The organism is Candidatus Omnitrophota bacterium, from assembly GCA_040755155.1.
Classification (GTDB): domain Bacteria; phylum Hinthialibacterota; class Hinthialibacteria; order Hinthialibacterales; family Hinthialibacteraceae; genus JBFMBP01.
The window spans coordinates 1-21,557 of the sequence record JBFMBP010000109.1 but is presented as its reverse complement, the minus strand read 5'-3'; the positions used below and the strand labels follow the sequence as shown (position 1 = coordinate 21,557).

General features: G+C 52.5%; 17 protein-coding genes. 12 read left to right on the top strand and 5 right to left on the bottom strand.

Annotated elements, in window-relative coordinates:
* Positions 1–254 precede the first annotated feature (254 nt).
* Positions 255–1,325, top strand: a complete 1,071-nt coding sequence (locus tag AB1656_16570; GenBank protein MEW6237000.1) for a cellulase family glycosylhydrolase — start codon at positions 255–257, stop codon at positions 1,323–1,325.
* Positions 1,326–1,444: 119 nt separating this feature from the next.
* On the opposite strand, the gene AB1656_16565 is transcribed toward AB1656_16570, so the two are convergent.
* Positions 1,445–3,043: a TrkA C-terminal domain-containing protein gene (locus AB1656_16565; GenBank protein ID MEW6236999.1), complete on the bottom strand. Its 1,599-nt coding sequence runs from the start codon at positions 3,041–3,043 to the stop codon at positions 1,445–1,447.
* A gap of 112 nt (positions 3,044–3,155) precedes the next feature.
* Positions 3,156–6,290 (bottom strand): SUMF1/EgtB/PvdO family nonheme iron enzyme, encoded by a 3,135-nt coding sequence (locus AB1656_16560; GenBank protein ID MEW6236998.1) that lies wholly within the window; start codon positions 6,288–6,290, stop codon positions 3,156–3,158.
* Between the two features lie 371 nt (positions 6,291–6,661).
* Here AB1656_16560 and AB1656_16555 point away from each other — a divergent pair, with 371 nt between their 5' ends.
* From AB1656_16555 to AB1656_16525, 7 genes are all read left to right on the top strand, one after another.
* A complete protein-coding gene (locus AB1656_16555; GenBank protein ID MEW6236997.1) occupies positions 6,662–7,813 on the top strand; it encodes a DUF1080 domain-containing protein in 1,152 nt (383 codons plus the stop codon).
* Positions 7,814–7,835: 22 nt separating this feature from the next.
* The gene (gene mgtE / locus AB1656_16550; GenBank protein MEW6236996.1) at positions 7,836–9,224 is read left to right on the top strand and encodes a magnesium transporter; all 1,389 of its coding nucleotides are present in this window, start codon (positions 7,836–7,838) and stop codon (positions 9,222–9,224) included.
* Positions 9,225–9,399: 175 nt separating this feature from the next.
* Entirely contained in the window at positions 9,400–10,815 is a 1,416-nt protein-coding gene (tilS, locus tag AB1656_16545; GenBank protein ID MEW6236995.1) for a tRNA lysidine(34) synthetase TilS, read from the top strand.
* Positions 10,816–10,951: 136 nt separating this feature from the next.
* Complete coding sequence (locus AB1656_16540) at positions 10,952–12,067, top strand: glycosyltransferase (GenBank protein ID MEW6236994.1); 1,116 nt, start codon at positions 10,952–10,954, stop codon at positions 12,065–12,067.
* Positions 12,068–12,302: 235 nt separating this feature from the next.
* Entirely contained in the window at positions 12,303–13,862 is a 1,560-nt protein-coding gene (locus AB1656_16535) for an arylsulfatase (GenBank protein ID MEW6236993.1), read from the top strand.
* A 62-nt stretch (positions 13,863–13,924) separates the two neighbouring features.
* Positions 13,925–14,161 (top strand): hypothetical protein, encoded by a 237-nt coding sequence (locus AB1656_16530; GenBank protein ID MEW6236992.1) that lies wholly within the window; start codon positions 13,925–13,927, stop codon positions 14,159–14,161.
* Positions 14,139–14,414 carry a type II toxin-antitoxin system RelE/ParE family toxin gene (locus AB1656_16525; GenBank protein MEW6236991.1) on the top strand — a complete coding sequence of 92 codons (276 nt, stop codon included), beginning with the start codon at positions 14,139–14,141 and terminating at the stop codon, positions 14,412–14,414. The genes AB1656_16530 and AB1656_16525 overlap by 23 nt, the downstream gene beginning before the upstream one ends.
* A 41-nt stretch (positions 14,415–14,455) precedes the next feature.
* On the opposite strand, the gene AB1656_16520 is transcribed toward AB1656_16525, so the two are convergent.
* Together AB1656_16520 and smpB are read right to left on the bottom strand one after the other, a co-directional pair.
* The gene (locus tag AB1656_16520; protein MEW6236990.1) at positions 14,456–15,121 is read right to left on the bottom strand and encodes a lysophospholipid acyltransferase family protein; all 666 of its coding nucleotides are present in this window, start codon (positions 15,119–15,121) and stop codon (positions 14,456–14,458) included.
* A 9-nt stretch (positions 15,122–15,130) separates the two neighbouring features.
* Positions 15,131–15,607 carry an SsrA-binding protein SmpB gene (gene smpB / locus AB1656_16515; protein ID MEW6236989.1) on the bottom strand — a complete coding sequence of 159 codons (477 nt, stop codon included), beginning with the start codon at positions 15,605–15,607 and terminating at the stop codon, positions 15,131–15,133.
* 439 nt (positions 15,608–16,046) lie between these two features.
* Between smpB and AB1656_16510 the strand changes: the two genes are divergently transcribed.
* From AB1656_16510 to AB1656_16495, 4 genes are all read left to right on the top strand, one after another.
* Positions 16,047–17,363 (top strand): nucleotide sugar dehydrogenase, encoded by a 1,317-nt coding sequence (locus AB1656_16510; GenBank protein ID MEW6236988.1) that lies wholly within the window; start codon positions 16,047–16,049, stop codon positions 17,361–17,363.
* 5 nt (positions 17,364–17,368) lie between these two features.
* Positions 17,369–18,235, top strand: a complete 867-nt coding sequence (locus AB1656_16505) for a class I SAM-dependent methyltransferase (GenBank protein ID MEW6236987.1) — start codon at positions 17,369–17,371, stop codon at positions 18,233–18,235.
* The gene (gene lptB, locus AB1656_16500) at positions 18,201–18,959 is read left to right on the top strand and encodes an LPS export ABC transporter ATP-binding protein (protein MEW6236986.1); all 759 of its coding nucleotides are present in this window, start codon (positions 18,201–18,203) and stop codon (positions 18,957–18,959) included. The genes AB1656_16505 and lptB overlap by 35 nt, the downstream gene beginning before the upstream one ends.
* A gap of 96 nt (positions 18,960–19,055) precedes the next feature.
* Positions 19,056–21,308, top strand: a complete 2,253-nt coding sequence (locus AB1656_16495) for a leucine-rich repeat domain-containing protein (GenBank protein ID MEW6236985.1) — start codon at positions 19,056–19,058, stop codon at positions 21,306–21,308.
* A 23-nt stretch (positions 21,309–21,331) separates the two neighbouring features.
* Here the strand turns inward: AB1656_16495 and AB1656_16490 are convergent, their stop codons facing one another.
* Positions 21,332–21,466: a type II toxin-antitoxin system PemK/MazF family toxin gene (locus AB1656_16490; GenBank protein MEW6236984.1), complete on the bottom strand. Its 135-nt coding sequence runs from the start codon at positions 21,464–21,466 to the stop codon at positions 21,332–21,334.
* Positions 21,467–21,557: the final 91 nt, after the last annotated feature.

The following is a 21,557-nucleotide window of genomic DNA, read 5'->3' as shown; positions in this document are numbered from 1 at the left end:
CAAAAGTATTTCCTGCCCCATTGGGGCGTTGCTCTCATTTATGAATTCTACGAAATCGACCGCGCATGGAATTACCACAGCGTCTCAGTAGAAATATTGACTCGCTGGTAAATCAGGTTATGTCTTCACGACAGCAACCAGCTGTGCGAGAAAAAAAATGAACCTAACAATCCAAAACAGCGACTAGAAGAGAGGTGGGCTACGCTTCGCTTTAAGCCCACCCTACATAACTACATAACTATGCGAGGTGAACCATGAAACGCCGTCATTTTTTAACCGCCGCTTCCGCGCTGATGGCTAGCGCCGCTATCCCTATCCCTGCGCGCACCGAAACCAGCGAAACAATCACCGCCAGTCATATCCCTCCTCTCAAGGGTTTTAATCTGTTAGAAAAATTCACCCTGCACGGCAATAAGCCTTACGTTGAACGCGATTTCGAATGGATGGCTCAATGGGGCTTCAACTTCGTCCGTTTGCCTATGGATTACAGATGTTGGACCGACAGCGCCGATCCTAAGAAATTGGACGAGAAAGTGCTCAAGGAAATCGACCAGGTTGTCGAATGGGGAAAACAATACAAAATCCATATCAACCTCAATCTCCATCGCGCCCCCGGCTATTGCGTCAATCCGCCGGAAGAGCCGCTCGATCTTTGGACATCCGAAGCCGCGCAGGATCAATTCTGTTTCCAATGGCGCAACTTCGCGGAACGCTACAAAAACGTATCCAGCCAAAACCTGAGTTTCGATCTCCTCAACGAACCGAAAGATATGCCCGAAGAACAGTACGCCCCCGTCGTGCGTAAAGCCGTCGCCGCCATCCGTTCCGTCAGTCCCGATCGCCTGGTCGTCATCGACGGTTTGCGTTGGGGACAGGTTCCCGTCTTCTCGCTGGTGGATTTAAAAATCGCCCAAAGTACGCGCGGCTACCAGCCCATGCGCATCAGCCACTACAAAGCCTCATGGATCGGCGGCTCCGACAAGTGGCCTGAACCGACATGGCCTTTGAAAGAGGGCGAGAGAGTATGGGATAAAGAGCGTTTGCGCCAGCAAACCATCGAGCCTTGGAAAAAGTTGGAAGCCCAGGGCGCCGGAGTCCACGTCGGCGAATGGGGAGTTTACAAATTCACGCCGCACGCCGTGGCGTTGGCCTGGATGGAAGACGTTCTCTCCCTTTGGAAAGAAGCGGGCTGGGGATATTCCCAATGGAACCTGCGCGGAACCTTCGGCATAGTCGACAGCAACCGCGACGACGTAAAATACGAAGATTTCCAAGGCCATTCTTTGGATCGAAAGATGCTGGAATTATTGTTGAAGTATAAATAAGCGCTGGATAATTCCCAATAAATCCTCGAAAGAAAAAATGGCGGGAGTAGAGAAGGGCTACGCTTCGCTTTGAGCCCACACTACGCGACTGCCTTCTTTAAGGATTGTCCCTTTTCTTCTCAATGAAGAAGCGCCAGCAATTGGGAGATGACGGTAACAAACACGAGAGAGATGGCATAAATGGAAGCGTAAGAGATCGTAGGCGACTCGGAATCGATCTGGGCGGTTACCACGCCCAAAGCCGGTGTGCTGGTCATAGCGCCGCAAACCACGCCGATGGAAGAAAGATTCCCCAACCGGAAAAAGAAGAAAGCCATGATATAGGCGGCGACCATGCAAATCGTCGTAACCAGCGCGCCCAGCGCCAACACCGGCAGCCCCGCCTTTTGAAACACTTCCACGAAAGAGCCGCCCGCGCTGGTTCCCGCCGAGGCGAGAAAGAGCAAAAGGCCCAACTCGCGGCTGAAATAGCGCGCGGCGTAAGGAACGCGAAGGCTGATTTTCCCAATACGCCCGTAATGCCCCGCCGCCAGCGCCACTAGCAACGGCCCGCCCGACAAACCTAGCCGGAAACTGAAGCCGCCGGGAAATTGGATGGGATAAAATCCGATAAGAACGCCCAACACGATGCCTATGCATATCGGAAGCAGATTCGTCTCGTGAATGCGGCGCTCTTCCTGGCCGACGATGCCGATGAAAAACTGCACGTCGTCTTTGTCGGCTACTACCCGGATCAAATCGCCCAATTCCAGCGTCGTGTCGCCAGTGGGGACGAACTCGATATCGTCGCGCCAGAGACGGGTTACGATGACGCCGTAGAGTTCCTTCACTTCCAGTTCCCGCAAACTCTTTCCTGCTATTTTCGTGGAAGAAATAAACACTTCGCGTACAATGATATCGCGGGTGGATTCCATATCTACGGAAGTTTTTTGACCGATCAGATGCTCCAATTTTCTCAATTCCGGCTCCGTCCCCACAGCCATAACCACATCGTCGAGATGGAGCACGAAGTCGTCGTAGGCCAGATTGATGTTGGGGCCGCGCTTGATGCGAGTAACGATCGCTTTCGACATGCTGTGAAAATCGATTTCCACCAGCGATTTTCCGGCGCAATTGGGATTGGTTACGACGTATTGATGCGTCTTGACATGAGACTTGGATTTCGCGGCTCCCTGTTTTTCTTGATTCAATTCGTTCTTGGTTCGATTGGTTTTGGCGATGGCTTGAACAAACAGTACTACGCCGATAATGCCGAACGGATAGGAGATGCCGTATCCGATGGAAATCATAGGATCCTTCGCCACATCAAGAGCGGCGGCCAGGCCCGGCGTGGAAGTGAGCGCTCCAGCAAAAATCCCAACGCCCAGCCCCGGCGCGAGATGGAACAGTTTCGTTAGAAATAACACCACTCCGGCGCCGCTGAACAATGTAATGATGGATATGAGAAGAAACGTAATTCCGTTCTGGCGGATAGATCGGAAAAAACGCGGCCCCGCCTGCAAGCCCACGGCGTAAACGAAAAAAATCACCCCCAAATCGCGGATGGCGTCGGGTACGGATACGCCGTAATGGCCGAAGGCGATAGCCACGAAAATCACAGCGGATGGACCTAAACTAAAGCCCATAATTTTTATGTTGCCGGCAAGAATGCCCAAAGCCAGGATGAGAAACAGCGATACAACTTGATGAGCGGCCAGAAAAGACGCGAGATAGGTCATGATTTCATTCTAATTCAAAGGAATAAATAATGCATAAATAAACCTACTTGCTAATTGTACGTTTTCAATGGCGCAAATGAAAAATGGATAAAAAAAGATCAAGAAGAGGCCGTCAATCCCGGATGACGACGCGGAAGCCTATGGCGGGGTGAGATTCGCCCGGAGGCAGGCCGCTGCGGTAGGCGCTGCGGATCTTGCTGGGGCCGTCCTGGTAGGAGCCGCCCCTGAATACGCGGGATTGCCCCGTCGGCGGCCCCGAAGGATCGGCGGCGGGATCGGAAGTATACATTCCGAACCAGTCCTGGCACCATTCCCAGACGTTGCCCATCATATCGTTAACGCCGAAGGGATTAGTCGGAAACGAACCAATAAGAGCAAGGCCGGGATAACCGTCGTCGCAAGGGAAAAGGCTCTTGAAAGCAAAATTTGTGGCCGAGCTGACATCCGCCGTATTCGCCCAAGCGCAGGCCATATCGTCGTTGGGATCGTCCCCCCACGGACGTCGCGTCTGCGTTCCCCCCCGGCAGACGTATTCCCATTCCGCCTCCGTCGGCAGGGAAAAAGTATAATCCGTTTCGGCGGAAAGCCAATCGCAAAATTCTACGGCTTTATTCCAGGATAAGGAAACGACGGGAAGTCGCTCCTCCTCCTGCCCCATCGCGCCGCTGGACGAGGAGGAATGCTTGGAATCGAAAAGTTGGTATTGCGCATTAGTGATTTCATAGCGGCTGATGTAGAATTTTTTCGTGATCGTAACTAAATGCTGCGGCCCTTCGTTCTTTTGCCGCCCCTCCTCCGTCTCCGGGCTTCCCATCGTAAAAGTTCCCGCCGAAACCTGAACCATATCCAGCGCGATTCCTTCGGCGAGTTCCACAGCGATCGTCGCGCCGGTCGGAACGCCGGAGGCTGGCGTAGGAGTGGGAGTTACCATAGGTCCGGATTCGACCTGCATGTAATAGACGGAACTCCGAGTAGTGTAATCGGTGAAGAACGCGCCCAAATCCGGACCACTCTTCTTCAGGCGCAGCCATTGCAGCGTCGTATCCCAACTGGGAGGATAGATGCTCACCGGCCCCGCTTTCAATTCGCCGTCCTCGTTAAAGCCCTGCATCGTATGATTCGAGCCGTCCAGCGCCCATAACAGATTGTCCTGCCAGGCGATATCGATCAATTGTTTCACCGGCAGGATGCGCTCCAACGCCACGGCGCCGTCCGTTATGCGCAGCAGCCGGGGGCCATAGCGGCTAGTCGTTCCCAGATAGAAATTTCCCTCTCCGTCTCCCGTAAAAGATTCTCCCGCCAAATCCGCGGTAATCGAGATCGCTTCCGTCGTCAACAATTCGCCGTCCAGTCCGATCAACCGAAGAAAAAGCGGCGCGGAGGAATAGGAAGTTTGGTTGTAGTTGGAAGAATAAAGCACGCCGATAACGCCGCCGCTGACGGCCGTCGACATGAGATATGGTTCGAGCGGCAATGGGATGGGGGATTGAATTTCCGTTACTCCCAAATATTCGCCTTCAGAATTAAGCCGATGCGCGGCGACGATGTCGGGATGGCGCAAAACCGTCATAGCGTAGCCGCTCTCCGCGCCGCCGAAGGACCACCGGATCGCATCCGCTCCCAGATGATCGATGACGATGGGATTGCCCATCGTTTGCCAGAGCGTAAACCGCTCGAAAAGAAATCGCCGAGTGTCGGCGGGATTTTCGAAAAACTCGCCAAAATGCGTTCCCCCGTCCACCATCGACAAGCCGGAGAATTTCGACAACGAAATAGGAATGTCGCGGCTGAAAATTCTTCCGAAACGGTCGATAGCGATGAACCGAGGTTCCTGCGTCTGCGTTTGGACGTAAACGGCGTATCCTTCCTCGCTGGAAGCAATGCCTCCAACGCCGGGAGGAACGACGGGTTCGGAAAACAAAGATAACGCCCGATGCAAGTTCCACTGCCGCACCGGATCGGCGGGCATTGGAGTGGGAGGGATCGGCGTTGGCGTAAAATAAACGGGCGTCGAATCGGAATTTCCAGGCGTAGTTCCACCAGAACCAGGCGTGGACTCGGGATTGTCTTTTGGCGTAGGCGTAAAAACGCCGCTGGTAGGCAACGGTTCGGGAGTATGTAGGATATCCGGCGGCATAGTCGGCGTAGAGGTTCGCGTCGGCGTGGAGGTAGAAGTCGTCAACGCCGCCGTAGGCGATAGGCTAGGCAATTGCGTTGGATTCAACGTCGGCGTCGGAGTGAAAGTTGTCTCCCCTTCCAGCGCAAGAGTGGGAGATTGCGCTGGATTAGGCGTGGGCGTATCGGTTCCTTCGGCCTCCGGCGTTACATCAGGCGGATAAGTTGAAATCGGCGTCAGCGTCGGCAATGTCGAAATTGTTGGCGTTGGCGCAGCTGTCCACTCCGTTTCTGGCGTAAAATCCGGCGGATAAGTTGTATTAGGCGATGGCGTGGGAGTTAAAGTCAATACCGAATCCGGCGTAATACTAGGCAATGGCGTCAAACTCGCCGCTGGAGTCGGAACGGCCGTCATTTCACTAGGCGGCGTAAAAGTTGGAGATGGCGCAGGATTCCATGTCGGCGTGGGCGTAACCGTCCATCCCGCATCCGGCGTAATATCGGATAAAATTGTTGGACTCGGCTTTGGCGTGGGAGCAATCGTCGTTTCCGCATCCGGCGTATAACTTGGCGACGGCGTTGAATCCGGGAGTAGAGTTGGCGTGAAGGTCCATTCCGCATCCGGCGTTATCGCAGGATAAAGCGTGGCAGTCGGGGTTGGAGTCGCATCCCCCGGCGCAGCCGTGGCGGTGGATAATCCAGGAGTACTATCCACCATCGTAGGAGAAGACGGCGGGAAAAACGTTCCCGTTGGCGTCGGAGTTGAAGTAGGAGACGGCGTCGATTCCTCCGGAGTCGGCGCGCCGCCGATCGCCGTAGGCGTAGCGAAAGGAACGGGAGTAGGCGCGGGGAAATTCGTCTTTTCGGGGGTGGGAGTATAAACCAACTCCGCCATCAGTTCGAATTGATCGATGAATAAAAGAAGATCGCCGACATCGACAACGCCGTCATGATTAAAATCGCCATTCTCTCCCGGCGCCGTCGCTTGCATCCAATGAAGGCTGAAAAGAAAAAGTTCTTTGGCTTGAAAAGAAGGTTTGGCATTTTCATTCGCAGAAAAAGCAGGCGCCAACGCTTCCCATACAAACGCGAGAAGAATAGTCGAAAAAAGCCAAAACCGCCGTCTGCGCATTCGGCGAAAACCTCAACCCCAAGAATCAACAAATTACGGATTATGTAATTATAAATCGAAACAATTTCCATCTATAGTGGAGAATGACGCGCTACAATTCGCTTTCTACGCGCCCTAACCATCCTAAACAAAATATCCTCATAGCGTAATCCCAATGGCCAGTGTTATTTCTATTTCCATTGTTTTTTATATTTTTTTTCGTGATTTCTTTTGCATTTCGCGCTTTCGCGATGCAATACCAAGTCCCCAAGTCCCCAAGTCCCCAAGTCTCCCTTTCTCCCTGTCCCAAAGTCCCATTTTCCATTGACATTGAAATGCGCGCGCGTAAAAGAGAAAATGGTAAGAATTCATTTCTTGCGAGGAGATAGTCAATGATATTTGGAAAAAAATTGCGTTATGGATTCGCCGGATGGATGGCGGGATTCATCCTAACAAACCTTTGCATCGCCGCCGAAATAGAAGAAGGCTTCGTCTCCCTATTCAACGGCAAAAACCTGGACGGCTGGACGATCGAAGGCGGCGATGCGCGGACGTTTTTCGTCAGCAATCAACTTCTCTACAGCCCCGGCGAAAACAGCTACCCCGCCTGGCTGCGCAGCGAGAAAGAATACGAGAATTTCGACCTACGCTTCGATTTCCGCATGGTCGGCTGGTGCAACAGCGGCGTCTTCTTCGAAGCGCCCTTGCATGGACGCAATTCCCAAATCGGATTCGAATTTCAAATCGACCATAAAAACAAAGAACCGATTTCCATCAAGAGTTGCGGCGCCATCTTCGCTTCCGTCCCCCCCAAGCAAGTCCCCATCGGCGAATCCGGCAGTTGGAATACCGGCCGCATCTTGATGGATTGGCCTTATCTTAAAGCATGGATCAACGACGTTTTAGTGCAAGACCTTAATGTGGAAGAACGCGACGATTTGAAATACCGCTTGCGCCGCGGATACATCGGCCTGCAAGATATGGGATATCAAGTTTGGTATCGCAATATCCACATCAAAGAACTGCCCCCCAAAATCGAATGGCGCTCTCTTTTCAACGGCAAGAATTTCGATGGATGGCGTCCCGAAGGTCCCGCCGGCGCCAAGTGGAGCGTCATCGACGGCGTCATTCGCGCCGAGAACGGAACCAACTACATGGTAACGCAGGAGGAATTCGAGGATTTCGAACTCCATCTCTATTTCCGCACGAAAAAGAATTCCAACGGCGGCGTCTTCATCCGCTGGAAAACGCTGGAAGGCGGCGACCGGGGCAACGAGATTCAAATCGAAAACAATCCTGACTCCGACTACCCCACCGGCAGCTTATACAACATCGTCCGCGCGGAACAGGCGCCGTTTCGCGACGAAGAATGGCTGCCGCTGCAGATTCGTTTGAAAGGCGCCCATCTCGTCGTCCGCGTGAACGGAGAGAAAGTCGTCGATTGCGACGCTTTTCCTACGATGCGCTCTGGTCATATTTCGCTGCAAATGCACATGCGCGATTCCTGGATCGAATTCAAGGATATCAAAATCAGAAAAATCTAACTTGATTTAGAAGGGAGTCCTCATGCAAGGTTCACGGGATTCCATGTTGGGCCTTTTGATCCAGCCAGAGATTCACGAACTGCTCGAGCAGAAGAATTACAAGGAACTGCGGGAGATACTCACGGAATTGGACCCGGCGGATATCGCGGATTTCATGGTGGTTCTCTCGCCGGAAGAATGCGCCGTCGTTTTTCGCCTATTGCCGCAAACGATCTCCGCCGACGTTTTCGAGCATCTTCCTTTTTCCGATCAGGAGGAATTGATCCAATACTTAGGGCAGGAGCAGGTAGCCGCCATTTTGAACGAAATGGAGCCGGACGACCGCACCGCCCTTTTGGAAGAACTGCCAGGCAAAGTAACCCGCCGCCTCATGGGATTGCTCTCCCCGGAAGAACGCCGGATTTCCCAAACGCTGCTCGGCTACCCCGAAGAATCCGTCGGCCGTTTGATGACGCCGGAATACGTAGCCATCAAAAAGGACTGGTCGGTAGAGGAGGCGTTCCAACACATCCGCAAAACCGGCCAAGATAAAGAGACCGTCAACGTCATCTACGTCACCGACGAAGACGAGAAGCTGATCGATGACATCCGGCTGCGTTCGCTGCTCTTCGCCGATCCGCAAACGAAAATCTCCGAGTTGATGGATTATCAATACACCGCCCTGGCGGCGCAGGACGATCAGGAGACGGCCATCGAAATGATGACGAAATACGACCGCATCGCGCTGCCCGTCGTCGATTCGCAGGGGGCGCTGGTCGGCATCGTCACCTCCGACGACGTTTTCGACGTGGCGGAAGAGGAAACGACGGAAGACATCCACCGTCTCGCCGGTATGGAAGCATTGGACGAACCATTTTCCCAAGTATCCATTCTGACGATGATCCGCAAAAGAGCGGGCTGGCTCGCCATACTTTTCGCGGGGGAAACATTGACTATAACCGCGATGGAAGGCTTCAGCGAAGAAATCCTCAAATGGGGCGCGTTGACTTTTTTCATCCCCCTTATTATTAGCATGGGAGGAAATTCCGGCTCGCAAGCCACTTCCCTCGTAATCCGCGCCATGGCTCTGCAAGAAGTCAAACTGAAGGATTGGTATCGCACGCTGGGACGAGAATTTTTAACCGGCATTTTGCTGGGCGTGATTTTGGGCGCCATCTCCATCGCCCGCGTTCATCTGTTCCCTGTTGAAGGCGTGATTGGTGAACGGATTATGTTGACCAGTTTGACAGTTTCTCTAGCCGTGATCTGCGTGGTCTTGTTTGGATCGCTGATTGGATCCATGCTGCCGTTTATCCTGCGCAGCCTCGGCTTCGATCCCGCTCTCTCCTCCGCGCCTCTCGTCGCCACGTTAGTAGACGTAATGGGCGTGGTGATCTATTTCTCCATCGCCAAATTGATATTCCCCATTTAATGGTAATGATGAAGAAGATTGATGGATCAAACGATGAGAGCCGTCTTACGATTTCTCGCTTGCCGGACATTTGCCCTAAGAAAAGTAGAATGGGTCGCGTTTTTTGACCCATCGATAATTATTGAATGGAGTCATTGATGGGTCAAACGGAATGACCCATCCTACGATTTTAATAATGGATGAATCTACCATGTTGCTTTTCGCTTTTCGTCAAAAATTGAAGGATTGCGTCGAACGCATGGAAATGACGCCCCCTGGCAGCCGCGTCTTGATTGCGGCGTCTGGCGGCGTCGATTCCACGGTTCTGCTCGACGCTCTCTTCCATTTGAAAGAAGCGCTGCGCATCGAGTTAAGCGTCGGCCATGTACAGCATGGATTTCGGGGCGCCGAGTCGGAGGAGGACGAACGCTTCGTCTTTTCGCTCGCCGAGCGTTACGATTTACCTTTCTCCGCGCGCCGCTTCGAACCTGACGAAACGAAAAAAATCCGTTCCGGCAATCTGGAGGGACTCGCCCGCGACCTGCGCTACGCCAAACTCGTCGATATGGCCTTGGAATTGGAATGCTCCCAAATCGCCACCGGCCATTCCATGACCGATCAAGCGGAAACGCTTCTGTATCGTCTGATGCGCTCCACGGGCTATTCCGGCCTTTGCGGCGTATTGTCTGTTCGCGCCGATTTGGCAGTCCCTGTGATTCGCCCCTTGCTCGGCCATACGCGGGAGGAAATATTGCAATACGCCGAGGCGGCGCATCTCCCCTTCCGCCAGGATTCCAGCAACGAGGACGAGCGCTTCGCGCGCAACCGCATCCGGCATTCGCTGCTGCCGCTGATTCGCGAGCAATTCAACCCCAATATCGAAGAAGCCCTCGCCCGCCTCGCCCAAACCGCCCAATCGGAAGAATCCTTTTGGAACCTGCATCTCCAACGCCTGCAAAAAGAACTGGGCGGCGCTGCGCCGGATTCGCCCTGCCATCGGTCTGGCTTCCTGTCGCTTACGGAAGCGGAGCGCAGGCGCTTGTTCCGTTTTTATTGCCGCGAGCGCGAAATCGAACTCTCCTACCAGCAAACCGAGGATGCTTTGAAACTCTTGGAAAGCGCCAGGCCAAAGGGGGAAATCCATCTCGGCGCCGGTTATCGCCTCTATCTCCGCCAGAATGAATTTGTTATATCCCAGCCTTGCGAGAAAACATTGATCAAACAGGAATACATCGTCAACGCGCCCGGAGCGACGCCGATCCCGGAATTGCAATTGGAAATCCTGGCGGAGATTGCGCCATCGGACATTATCCGCCTCAAACCGTCTCACAATCTTTGGGCGGATTTCGACGCGGACAAAATCGCCGAACCCATCACCCTGCGCAAACGCCGAGAAGGGGACCGCATCCAACCATTAGGATTGAACGGTTCCAAAAAAGTTAAAAAAATTCTGCAAGAAAACCGCGTTGCTATTGAGAAACGAAATTCCATCCCCATTGTCTGCTTCGGATCGGAAATCGCCTGGGTGGCTGGCTGTTGCCAGTCGGAGCGTTTTCGTTTGGACGAGCATACGAAAAGAATTCTCCGCCTGACGCTTCAGCATATGGAATAACAAAGAAGACAGTCGGCGCGCCTTCGGTCTCAGTAACTTTGGACTGCAACGCAAAACCTATATGAAGTATGATTCTTGGGAATCAACGCATTAAGCCATTGGCCAATGCGCTGAGAGAACATAGAGGAAAACAAGAATGGAAAACCGGCGGCGCCATATCGTCATGCTCAACAAAGCCTATCCTCCGTGGACCGGCGGAATCGAGCGCCATGTGCGCGATATCAGCGAAGAGCTGGCGCGGCGCGGCTGGCGCGTGTCGGTTTTATGCGGCGCCAACGCTCCTTTCGAAACGCGGGAATGGAACCATAGCGTCCGCGTTATTCGCGTCCCCCGCTGGGGCAGCCTTTTGTCGCAGCCGCTGCTTACCCGCTTCTTTCTCCGTTTGGAAGAATTGAAGCCGGATATGCTGCATATCCACGTTCCATTCCCATTGGGATGGTTTGCGGCCAACCAGGTTTTCCAACGAATCCCCATCGTCGCCGCCTGGCATAGCGACATTGTGCGGCAGAGATTTTTCAAACCCTTCTTCCATCCCTTCGAACAACTATTCCTCTCCCGCTGCGACCGTATCATCCCCACCTCGGAGCCATTGCTGCAATCCTCCCGCGCTTTGAGGAAGCATCGGGACAAATGCGTCGCGATTCCTTTGGCGGTGCGCGAAAATGGAATGAAGAGTTCGCCGCGAAGCGTACATAAAATCCGCGAACAGTACGGCTCGCCCATCGTACTCTTCGTCGGGCGTTTGGTGGGTTATAAAGGATTGCCTTACTTACTGCGCGCAATGGCGAACGTCAACGCCGTTTTATTGATCGCGGGCGATGGCCCTTTGCGAGATAAATTGGAAGGCGCCGCTAAAAAAATCGCCAGTCCCGGCAAGATTCATTTTCTCGGCCATGTCCCTGACGAAAAACTCGGCGCCTTGCATCGTACGGCGGATATTTTCGTCCTTCCCTCCATTGCCCGCAGCGAAGCCTTCGGCTACGCGCTTTTAGACGCAATGCGGGAAGGCTGCCCGGCGATCTCTACGAATCTTCCAACGGGTGTAAGTTTCGTCAACCAAGACGGCGAGACCGGCCTCGTCGTCCCGCCGCGAAATTCATCGGCGCTAGCGGATGCCATCAACCGCCTCCTTTCCGACGAGCCGTTGCGCCGCCGTCTCGGCGAAGGGGCTAAAGCCCGCGTGGAACAACATTTCATGTTGGATAGCGCCATAGATCGATTGGAAAAGATTTATTTCGAACTTATGCCATGAAAATTCTATAGCTCCTAAGAAAACAAAAAGCCGGCTGGCTCATCAGGAGATACGCCCTCCCTTAATTCGCCTTCAAACAAATTGGGAGGGCGAGGCTCCAGCCGAGCCAAGGCTCCTCGGTCCTTATTCTTTCTGCCATCGCCGAATTCCTCGGTAAGTGGCTCATGTCGCGCACAAAAAAATGTAGAATGGGTCGCGTTTTTTGACCCATCATTTATACGATGGGGAGATGAAAATGATTTCGAAGCCAATATCCCGCCGTTCCTTTATTAAGTCCCTTAGCATAGCCGCCTCAACCGCCGCTTATCCCATCGCGCTGAGCGCCGCCGACGAAAGCCAGCTTCCCAATATCGTACTCATCTACGCCGACGATCTCGGCTACGGCGATGTCAGTTGCTACGGCGCGACGAAAATCTCAACGCCGAACATCGATAAACTGGGGTCGCAGGGCGTACGATTCACCCATTCCCATTCGCCGTCGGCCACCTGCACTCCTTCGCGTTACGCCCTACTCACCGGCGAATACGCCTGGCGCAAAAAGGGAACCGGCGTTCTCCCCGGCGACGCCCGCTTGATTATTCAACCGGGACGGACTACGCTTCCCTCCCTATTGAAAAAAGCCGGTTATCGAACCGGAGCCGTTGGCAAATGGCATTTGGGATTGGGAGACGCAAAACTCGATTGGAACGGCGAGATAATACCCGGCCCTCTCGATATCGGTTTCGATTATAACTTTCTGATTCCCGCCACCGGCGACCGCGTACCCTGCGTCTTCGTCGAAAACCGCCGCGTCGCCGGCCTCGATCCCAACGATCCCATTCAAGTGAGCTTCGCCCAACCCGTCGGCGCCGAACCTACAGGCAAGAATCATCCCGAATTGCTCAAGATGCATCCCAGCCAAGGACACGATCAAACGATCGTCAATGGCATCAGCCGCATCGGCTACATGAGCGGCGGCCATGCGGCGCGCTGGGTGGACGAGAATATCGCCGACGTCATTACCGTCAAAGCGATTAGCTTTATCGAAACGAACAAGGATCGTCCCTTCTTCCTCTATTTCGCAACGCACGATATCCACGTCCCCCGCGTTCCCCATCCCCGCTTTCAAGGCAAAAGCGGCCTCGGTCCCCGCGGCGACGCCATTCTGCAACTCGACGCCTGCGTCGGCGAAATCATGAATACGCTGGAGCGCTTGAACCTCACGGACAATACGCTCGTGATATTCACCAGCGATAACGGGCCGGTGATCGATGACGGCTACAAAGACGAAGCAGTGGAAAAACTGAATGGACACACGCCTTCCGGCCCTTTGCGCGGCGGCAAATACAGCGCCTTCGACGCCGGAACGCGGGTTCCCTTCATCTTACGCTGGCCGCGAAAGATAAAGCCGGGACAATCCAACGCGCTTGTCAGCCAGATCGATTTCATGGCGTCCCTCGCCGCCTTCACGCGCCAGGAACTCGGCGATCAAGACGCGCCTGACAGTTTCAATATCCTCCCCGCCCTGCTGGGAGAATCGCCGACAGGCCGCGAGTATTTGATAGAGCACGCCCGCGTTCTTTCCATCATTGAAGGAGATTGGAAATATATCGAGCCAGGGAAAGGCCCGAAAATCAATGTCGATACCAACACGGAATTGGGCATAGATGCAGCGCCGCAATTGTACAATTTAAAAACCGATATCGGCGAGAAGATTAATGTCGCGGAACAACATCCCGATAGAGTAAAAGAACTCTCCGCGCTGCTGCAAAAAATCAAAGCCAATGGACGCTCGCGGCTTTATCTTTCTCGATAACTCTCGCAGTTTCAATTAAGATATACTTTTATAGCATATCCATTATCAAATAGAGGATTACGATGGAAAAGTCGATTAAACAAATCCAACAAAAATTGGGATTGATTCTTACAAATCTACCGTTGAAGAAATTGGAACAAGTTGCGGATTACGCCGAATATTTAAAATCCCGCGAGGAATGGGAAGCGACGATGGAATTAATGAACGATCCCGCTATGAGCAAAGATATCGAAGAAGGAATCGCTCAATCAAGCCAAGGAGAAGGACGGTCGTGGCGTGAAATTAAACATAATCTATGACATTAAACTTACGCCGCAAGCGGAATCTATATACCTTCATCTCGATGTCAAATTGCGCGAGCGGATTGACCGAGTTTTTGAACAATTCGAACAAGGCGCATTTCATCATCGTAACATTCGTTCTTTACGCGGCCGCTACTCAGGCAAGTTAAGATATCGCATGGGAAAATGGAGGATTATTTTTCAAATCGATTGGGAAAATAAAATGGTTTGGATTGATGCGATAACAGCTAGAGGCGGAGCCTATCGTTAAGGACAATATCATTCATAAATAACAAAAACCGCTTATTTACACTAATAAATTGTCTTGTCTTCAACCGCTTCTGCGATCGCCGTAATCCTTCGCATCTCTTCTTCTAGCGCCGCCCTTTTTTGTTTCATTTCCTCTTTCGACGCTTGGCGCGCCACGGCGATTTCCTCGCCCAAAACACAGCGGATTTTTCCGAACGGAAACGGAACCACCATGCGGTCCCAACTCTTCATGCGTTTATATCGCGTACAGGCGAATGAGACGGGCGTGATGGGGATTCCGGAAAGTTTCGCCAGCTGGATGATGCCAGGTAGCGCTATTTCGCAGGGACCGAGCGGGCCATCGGGCGTTATTGCCGCGCTGGTTCCCTGCCGGAGATGCCGAAGCAGACCCAGCAGTCCTTCCGCTCCGTGACGCGATGCGGAACCTCGGCTAATCTTCAAGCCGCAGCGCAACATGACTTGGGCGATATATTCCCCATCCCGGCTTTGGCTGACCATCGTGGCGACATTCGTTCCTCGGAAAATATAAAGGGGAAGCAGAAGGCGATTGTGCCAAAAGGCGAAGATATAAGGCCCCTTCCCCTGCCGCAATTCTTCATAAATATTGCGCCCGGCGTATTCCACTCGGTTGGTGCGTCCAACAAGTTGAAGGTAAGCGTAAGCGAGATAGGAAGCCGTAACGGGGGCGTAAAATCGTGGATACTTCATGTCGGCGAATTAATAATGCTTGCCCGATTGTTCCCGCTGCATGTCGCGGTCGAGGTCGCGCTGCTTGATGTCATCGCGCTTGTCGTACAATTTCTTGCCCCGCGCCAAAGCGATATCCACCTTCACCTTTCCCCGAACAAGATAAAGGCTCAAGGGCACAAGCGTAAAGCCTTTACCTTGAATTTTACCGAACAGGCGCTGGATTTCTCTTTTATGCATTAGCAATTTGCGCTTGCGGGTGGGATTGTGGTTGGCCCGGTTGCCGTGAGTATATTCGTCGATATGGCACTCCAACAGAAAAATTTCCCCGCCGTCGATCACGGCGTAGCTGTCTTTCAGGTTCGCATGGCCGCCGCGCAGCGATTTGACTTCCGTCCCCTGCAGAACGATTCCCGCCTGAGCTGTTTCCAGGATATGATAAAGATGGCGGGCTTTGCGGTTGGAAGCGAGAATCTTTCGTCCGTCGTCCGAGGTTTTCTTATTCATCGTCCAGATTTCCAAAACGTGTTGTTGCGTATTTAATAAATCATGTTGCGCGCGATAAACAAGATGATGAATTTATTTTGTCTATCGTAATGAATCACGGATATCAAGGATTCTTTTGGATTTCATGGAAAAAAGCCTTTTTACAACGCGATTCCTTCCGCCAACTTTTTTCTTTTTTTTCGTGTTTTTCTTTTTTATTTCGCGCCTTCGTGATTCGAAACGGCGATCATAATAAACCTCTTCGACTTCTAATCGCACGCAACAGGAGTTAATAATCTATAGAGGAATATTGTACGCTTCTTTCTTCTTCGCGAAATAGGTTGAATCGAAAAACCCGAAATTAAAACAGTTCTTAGGCTTGCGCCGTAAGACGGGAGAACCAATAATTCATGATTCCTTTTTTTGAATATTTTTTGATGATAATGGAAAGATCTCATCGATGAAACAACGGTTGATCGGCAAAATCGAAAAGCGGGAAGCCGTAGTTGGAGTGATTGGATTGGGTTATGTAGGTCTGCCGATCGTAATCGAAACCGTCCGCTCCGGCTTCAAGACCATCGGCTTCGATATCGACGCCCGCAAGGTGGAGCATTTGAAGCAAGGCCGCTCCTATATCCATCACATTCCCTCTTCGCTGATCCAGGATTTGGAGAAGGGCGGCCGTTTCGAAGCAACGGCGGATTATTCCCGGCTGCCGGAGGCGGACGCCATCATCATCTGCGTTCCCACTCCCTTGAACGAATACCGCGAACCCGATCTTTCCGCCGTGGACGCCACCGCCGAGGCCATCGCCGAGAATCTGCGCCCCGGCCAATTGATCGTTCTGGAAAGCACTACCTATCCCGGAACGACGGAAGAACGCATCCGTCCCCGCCTGGAAAAGACGGGACTTCATACCGGCTTGGATTACTTTCTCGCCTATTCTCCCGAACGCGAAGACCCCGGCCGCAAAGATTTTACCACCCGCACCATTCCCAAGGTTTTCGGCGGCAGCACTCCCGCCTGCCTGGAAGCGGGAACGGCCCTTTACCGCTGCCTGTTCGACCGCGTGATTACCGTCTCGTCGACGCAGGCGGCGGAATTGACGAAATTGCTGGAAAACATCTACCGCGCCGTCAATATCGCCCTAGTCAATGAGTTGAAGATGCTCTGCGACCGCATGAATCTGGATATATGGGAAGTCATCGACGCCGCCGCCACCAAGCCCTTCGGCTATCAGCCCTTCTACCCCGGCCCCGGCCTCGGCGGGCACTGCATTCCCATCGATCCCTTCTACCTGACCTGGAAAGCCCGCGAGTGCGGCTTCTCCACCCGCTTTATCGAACTGGCGGGCGAGGTCAATACGGGAATGCCCCGCTTCGTGGCTATGAAAGCCGTCGAAGCCATCTCCGCCTTGGGCAAGCCGGTGAAGGGCGCCAAAATCCTGGTGTTAGGCGTGGCCTACAAGCGCGACGTGGACGACGTGCGCGAATCTCCGGCGCTGAAAGTCGTGGAGCATCTGCGCGAATGGGGCATGGATGTCAGTTACCACGATCCCTACATCCCCATTTATCCCAAAACGCGGCGCGGCGATTTGGGACTGGCGTCAATTCCATTAACGGAAGAAACGCTCCAGAGCCGCGACGCCGTCATGATTCTGACCGATCATAGCAATATCGATTATCAATGGATTGTCGACAACGCTAGAATCGTCGTGGACACTCGCAATGCGACGCGCGGCGTCCAGCGTCACCGCGAACGCATCGTAAAGGCGTAAGAACCATGACGCACTCTTTGCCGGACAAAACCGTAGCAGAACGTCTGCGGGAATATTACCGCACCAGCGGCGCCTATCGCGACGATCTGCTCACGCACGGCGAGAAATTTCTCGAACCGTTTTTGATTCTCGTCGGGCGCTACGCGCGTCCTCCGGCGCGGATTTTGGATATCGGCTGCGGCACGGCGCTCTCTACCCGGCTGCTTAGCCAAATGGACTATGAGGCTGTGGGCGTCGATCTCTCTCCTCTCTTTCTTTCGGAAGAGAAGCGCTTCCATCCCGAAACCGTTCTGGCCGCTTCCGACGCTCTTCGCCTTCCCTTCCCCGACGAGACCTTCGACGCCGTCGTTGCTTTCGAATTTATCGAACACGTCCCCAATGTTCCCGCTTGTTTGGATGAAATCGCCCGCGTACTCAAAATTCGCGGCCATATCGTCATCCATTCACCGAATCTTCTTTCGCCCTATTTGCCTGCGTTCGATCTATTACGGATGAGTTTCGGCGGCGAGGGACGGCCCGTCTTCGCGGAAACCATCCCTCAAGCCTGGCGCTGGTTCTGGCGCAACCTGCTGTTATCTTTATGGAAAAAAATTTCCTTGCGCCCGCATTTTCTCTACCGCGAACCCGACTTGAGCGGCAGCCGCATCGGCGGCGACGCCGACAGCGTCTATCTCGCCTGTCCCCTCGACCTGACGCGCCATCTGCGCCGCCGGGGATTCGCCATCGACCAGGCGGCGCACGCCATGAGCCTGAAGAACAAATTCGCCGCCGCCCTTACGCCAAACTTCGCCCCCTATATGGGCGTAGCGGCGCATAAGACCTCGCGGGCGAAGAAAGATGTTGGTATGGGAGGATCTCATGGCGACGCTTGAAGCCCATCATTTAAAGAAAATCTACGGCGCGAAAACCGTCGTTAACGACGTTTCCATCGAAGTCTCCCGCCACGAAATCGTCGGTCTTCTCGGCCCCAACGGAGCAGGCAAAACCACGACCTTCGGCATGATTATGGGCATCGTGCGCCCCGATGAGGGAAGCATTCTCCTTGACGGTTCCGACATCACCCGCAAGCCGCTCTCCCAACGCGCGCGCCAGGGGGTAGGCTACCTTTCCCAGGAACCATCCATCTTCCGCCGCCTCACTGTAGAACAAAATATTATGGTCGTATTGGAAAATATGCCCATGACGGCCATCGAACGTTATGGGCGCTGCGCGCAGCTGCTGAACGAAGCGGAATTGAGCCATCTCGCCGGACAAAAGGCGGAAACGCTCTCCGGCGGCGAAAAGCGGCGCCTGGAAATCTGCCGCGCTTTAGCGGCCCGCCCGCGCATCCTGCTGCTGGACGAGCCGTTCTCCGGCGTCGATCCCATCGCCGTAGCCGAACTCCAAGAGATTATCCTCCAATTAAAAAAGCGCAAAATCGGCGTTCTCATCACCGATCACAGCGTCCGCGAAACCCTCGAAGTCACCGACCGCGCCTACATCATGCACCAAGGCGTCATCCTCACCCAAGGCAAAGCGGAAGATTTGATCGACGATCCCATCGTACGCGAAACCTACCTCGGCGAAAAATTCTACTTTCGAGATGCTGCTGATTGACGGCCAGCGGAAAGCGGTTTTTTTTTCTGTTGTCAAAATTATGGTTCTATGATAAAAATAGGCATAGAGAATAATCTTGGCAGGGGGGGCTTCAAAATGATGCGCTTGCGTATGCTCTTTTTTTTCATTCTAGTCTATTCGCCGATTCGTCTTTACGCCCAAAACATCAATACGCCGGAAAATTTCCCCGATCCCAATTTCCGCGCGGCGGCGGAAGCATTCATGGGCGTTGCTTCCAGCGGCGGATTTACGGCGGAAGAAGCGGTGAGAAAAACCGGCGTCTTCAATTGCGAATATCGCCAAATAAAAAGTGCGGCGGGATTGGAGTATTTTACGTCCATTACTGGCTTCGAAGGCCAATTTAACGATATGGCCTCTTTGGATTTCTCCAGCAATCTCGCGTTGGAGAAAATCTACTGCGGTTTTAACGCTTTGAGCAGCATCGATGTCAGCCGTTGCTCCAAATTGAAAATTCTAAGTTGCAACTCCGACGGACGCAACAAATTGACCTATATCAATCTCTCTAACAATCCGCGATTGCAGCAGTTTTTCTGCGATGGAAACGCTTTGGCGCAATTGGATGCGTCGAACAATCATGAGCTCGCGTGGCTTACATGCCGCGGAAATAAAATGACTTCGTTGTTCGTATCGATTCAGACTCCTTTCCATGTTTTATTGTGCTCGGGCAACCAATTGACGAATATCGCTTCTCTGGCGGCGAATCCTTATTTTGGAAAAGACGATATCGTAGACGTCAGCGATAACCGCCTCGATTGCGGCGACTGGCAAGATATTCAAACTCTCATTAATCGCGTTGGACCGCCGGTCTATACCTACATCATCGAAAAAAAACGCCAACGAGGGGAGGAGCCTCCGCTAACGGATTCGCGTCCTAATTCCGAAGGCATCCCCAACCTGGTTTCCGGCTTCGCCTATACGCCTCAAAAAGGCTACGATCCTTTCGGATGCGTCAATATCAACACGGCAGAATATTTCCCCGATCCCAATTTTCGCGCGGCGGTCGCGGCCTTTATGGGCGTTGGCGCCAGCGGCGAATTTACGGCTTCGGACGCTTCAGCGAAGACGGGATTTTTAGATTGCGCCAACTCCCAAATCGCTGATATGACCGGTTTGGAGTATTTTACGAGCATCACCGGACTCGATTGCAGCAACAATTCTCTAGCGGCGCTGAACGTATTGCAAAACAAGAAATTGACAATTCTCAATTGCGGCAATAACAAGTTGACCAGCTTGTCCGTTTACGAAAATACCGCTTTGGAAGAGCTGCAAGTCTATTGGAACCGACTGACGTTTTTATACCTCTCCTACAATCCGGCTCTGAAAAAATTGAACTGTTACGGCAACAAAATCGCCGAATTGGATATTTCCCGCAACGTCTCCCTAACCGATCTCCAATGCGCCGACAACCAAATTGCCAAATTGGATTTGTCGAAGACGAGTAATTTGAAGACTCTCCAATGTTTCGTCAACCGAATCTCCGAACTCGATCTCTCCCATAATCCATTGTTGGAAGGAGTATGGTGCTCCAGCAATCCGCTGGCGAAATTGGATTTTTCGCAAAATCCCGCCTTGAAAAAATTGGATTGCCGTTCCAATGCTTTGACGAATCTCAACGTTTCCGCCAATCCTAATTTGATGCTTTTAGAATGTTCCGGTAGTCCATTAACGAACCTGGATGTTACCCATAATCCCGCTTTGGAAAAACTCGCGTGCTCCAATTCGGGACTGTCGAAATTGAATCTTGCGAACAATCCGAAATTGATGGAACTATCATGCAGCTGCAATCGGTTGACGGAATTGGATCTAACGAAAAATGTTCTTCTCAATATTCTGGATTGCCGTAAAAACCTATTGCAGAGTTTAAATCTATCCAACAATCCCTTACTTGTCGATGCGCAATGTCAAAACAATCAATTGACGCAATTGATCTTTCCTCAAGGCCAAGAATGGATGCGGATCGATTGTTCTCATAACCAAATGATGGAACTGGCGATTCCTCAAGAAAATCGCATCAGATGGATCGATGGCTCTTGGAATCGATTGTCAAACATCGTTAGTTTGGCGGAGAATATAGGGACGGGCGCCAGCCCAACCAGCGAAATCGCCTTTGGCGTGGATGTCCGCTGCAACGAGCTGGATTGCGGAGACTGGAGCGATGTCCTAACGCTGCGCACCCGTCTCGGCGAACCCGCAATCATTCAAATTGATTATTTGGGAGAGATAACGGGCGATACGGAAGAACTGGATTACGGCTTCGCCTTCTCGCCGCAAAATCAGTACATTCCGTTTGATTGTACGGCTGTTTCAGATTGGTTGTTTTTGAAATAAAGAGAGAGCGAAACCAATAAAATTTAGATATCCAATTGTACTTTTATAGCCTCGGCAATTTGGAGCATATCTTCTTCCGAAAGAGAACCAGCGCGTTTAAAAAGGCGCGATTTGCTAACGGTAGCTAGCGTGAGTTTATTATAAGACTGAAGTTTCAGAATCGATAGAGAGCCGTAACCAATTGATTTATAGATGGTTACGGTTTTCTTTTTCGCCGTTTGTTATGTATACACTGAATTAATTTTGCAA

Coding starts and splice junctions, on each gene's coding strand:
- AB1656_16570 (MEW6237000.1), top strand. CDS start 255: ATGAAACGCCGTCATTTTTTAACCGCCGCTTCCGCGCTGATGGCTAGC.
- AB1656_16565 (MEW6236999.1), bottom strand. CDS start 3,043: ATGACCTATCTCGCGTCTTTTCTGGCCGCTCATCAAGTTGTATCGCTG.
- AB1656_16560 (MEW6236998.1), bottom strand. CDS start 6,290: ATGCGCAGACGGCGGTTTTGGCTTTTTTCGACTATTCTTCTCGCGTTT.
- AB1656_16555 (MEW6236997.1), top strand. CDS start 6,662: ATGATATTTGGAAAAAAATTGCGTTATGGATTCGCCGGATGGATGGCG.
- mgtE (MEW6236996.1), top strand. CDS start 7,836: ATGCAAGGTTCACGGGATTCCATGTTGGGCCTTTTGATCCAGCCAGAG.
- tilS (MEW6236995.1), top strand. CDS start 9,400: ATGGATGAATCTACCATGTTGCTTTTCGCTTTTCGTCAAAAATTGAAG.
- AB1656_16540 (MEW6236994.1), top strand. CDS start 10,952: ATGGAAAACCGGCGGCGCCATATCGTCATGCTCAACAAAGCCTATCCT.
- AB1656_16535 (MEW6236993.1), top strand. CDS start 12,303: ATGATTTCGAAGCCAATATCCCGCCGTTCCTTTATTAAGTCCCTTAGC.
- AB1656_16530 (MEW6236992.1), top strand. CDS start 13,925: ATGGAAAAGTCGATTAAACAAATCCAACAAAAATTGGGATTGATTCTT.
- AB1656_16520 (MEW6236990.1), bottom strand. CDS start 15,121: ATGAAGTATCCACGATTTTACGCCCCCGTTACGGCTTCCTATCTCGCT.
- smpB (MEW6236989.1), bottom strand. CDS start 15,607: ATGAATAAGAAAACCTCGGACGACGGACGAAAGATTCTCGCTTCCAAC.
- AB1656_16510 (MEW6236988.1), top strand. CDS start 16,047: ATGAAACAACGGTTGATCGGCAAAATCGAAAAGCGGGAAGCCGTAGTT.
- AB1656_16505 (MEW6236987.1), top strand. CDS start 17,369: ATGACGCACTCTTTGCCGGACAAAACCGTAGCAGAACGTCTGCGGGAA.
- lptB (MEW6236986.1), top strand. CDS start 18,201: ATGTTGGTATGGGAGGATCTCATGGCGACGCTTGAAGCCCATCATTTA.
- AB1656_16495 (MEW6236985.1), top strand. CDS start 19,056: ATGATGCGCTTGCGTATGCTCTTTTTTTTCATTCTAGTCTATTCGCCG.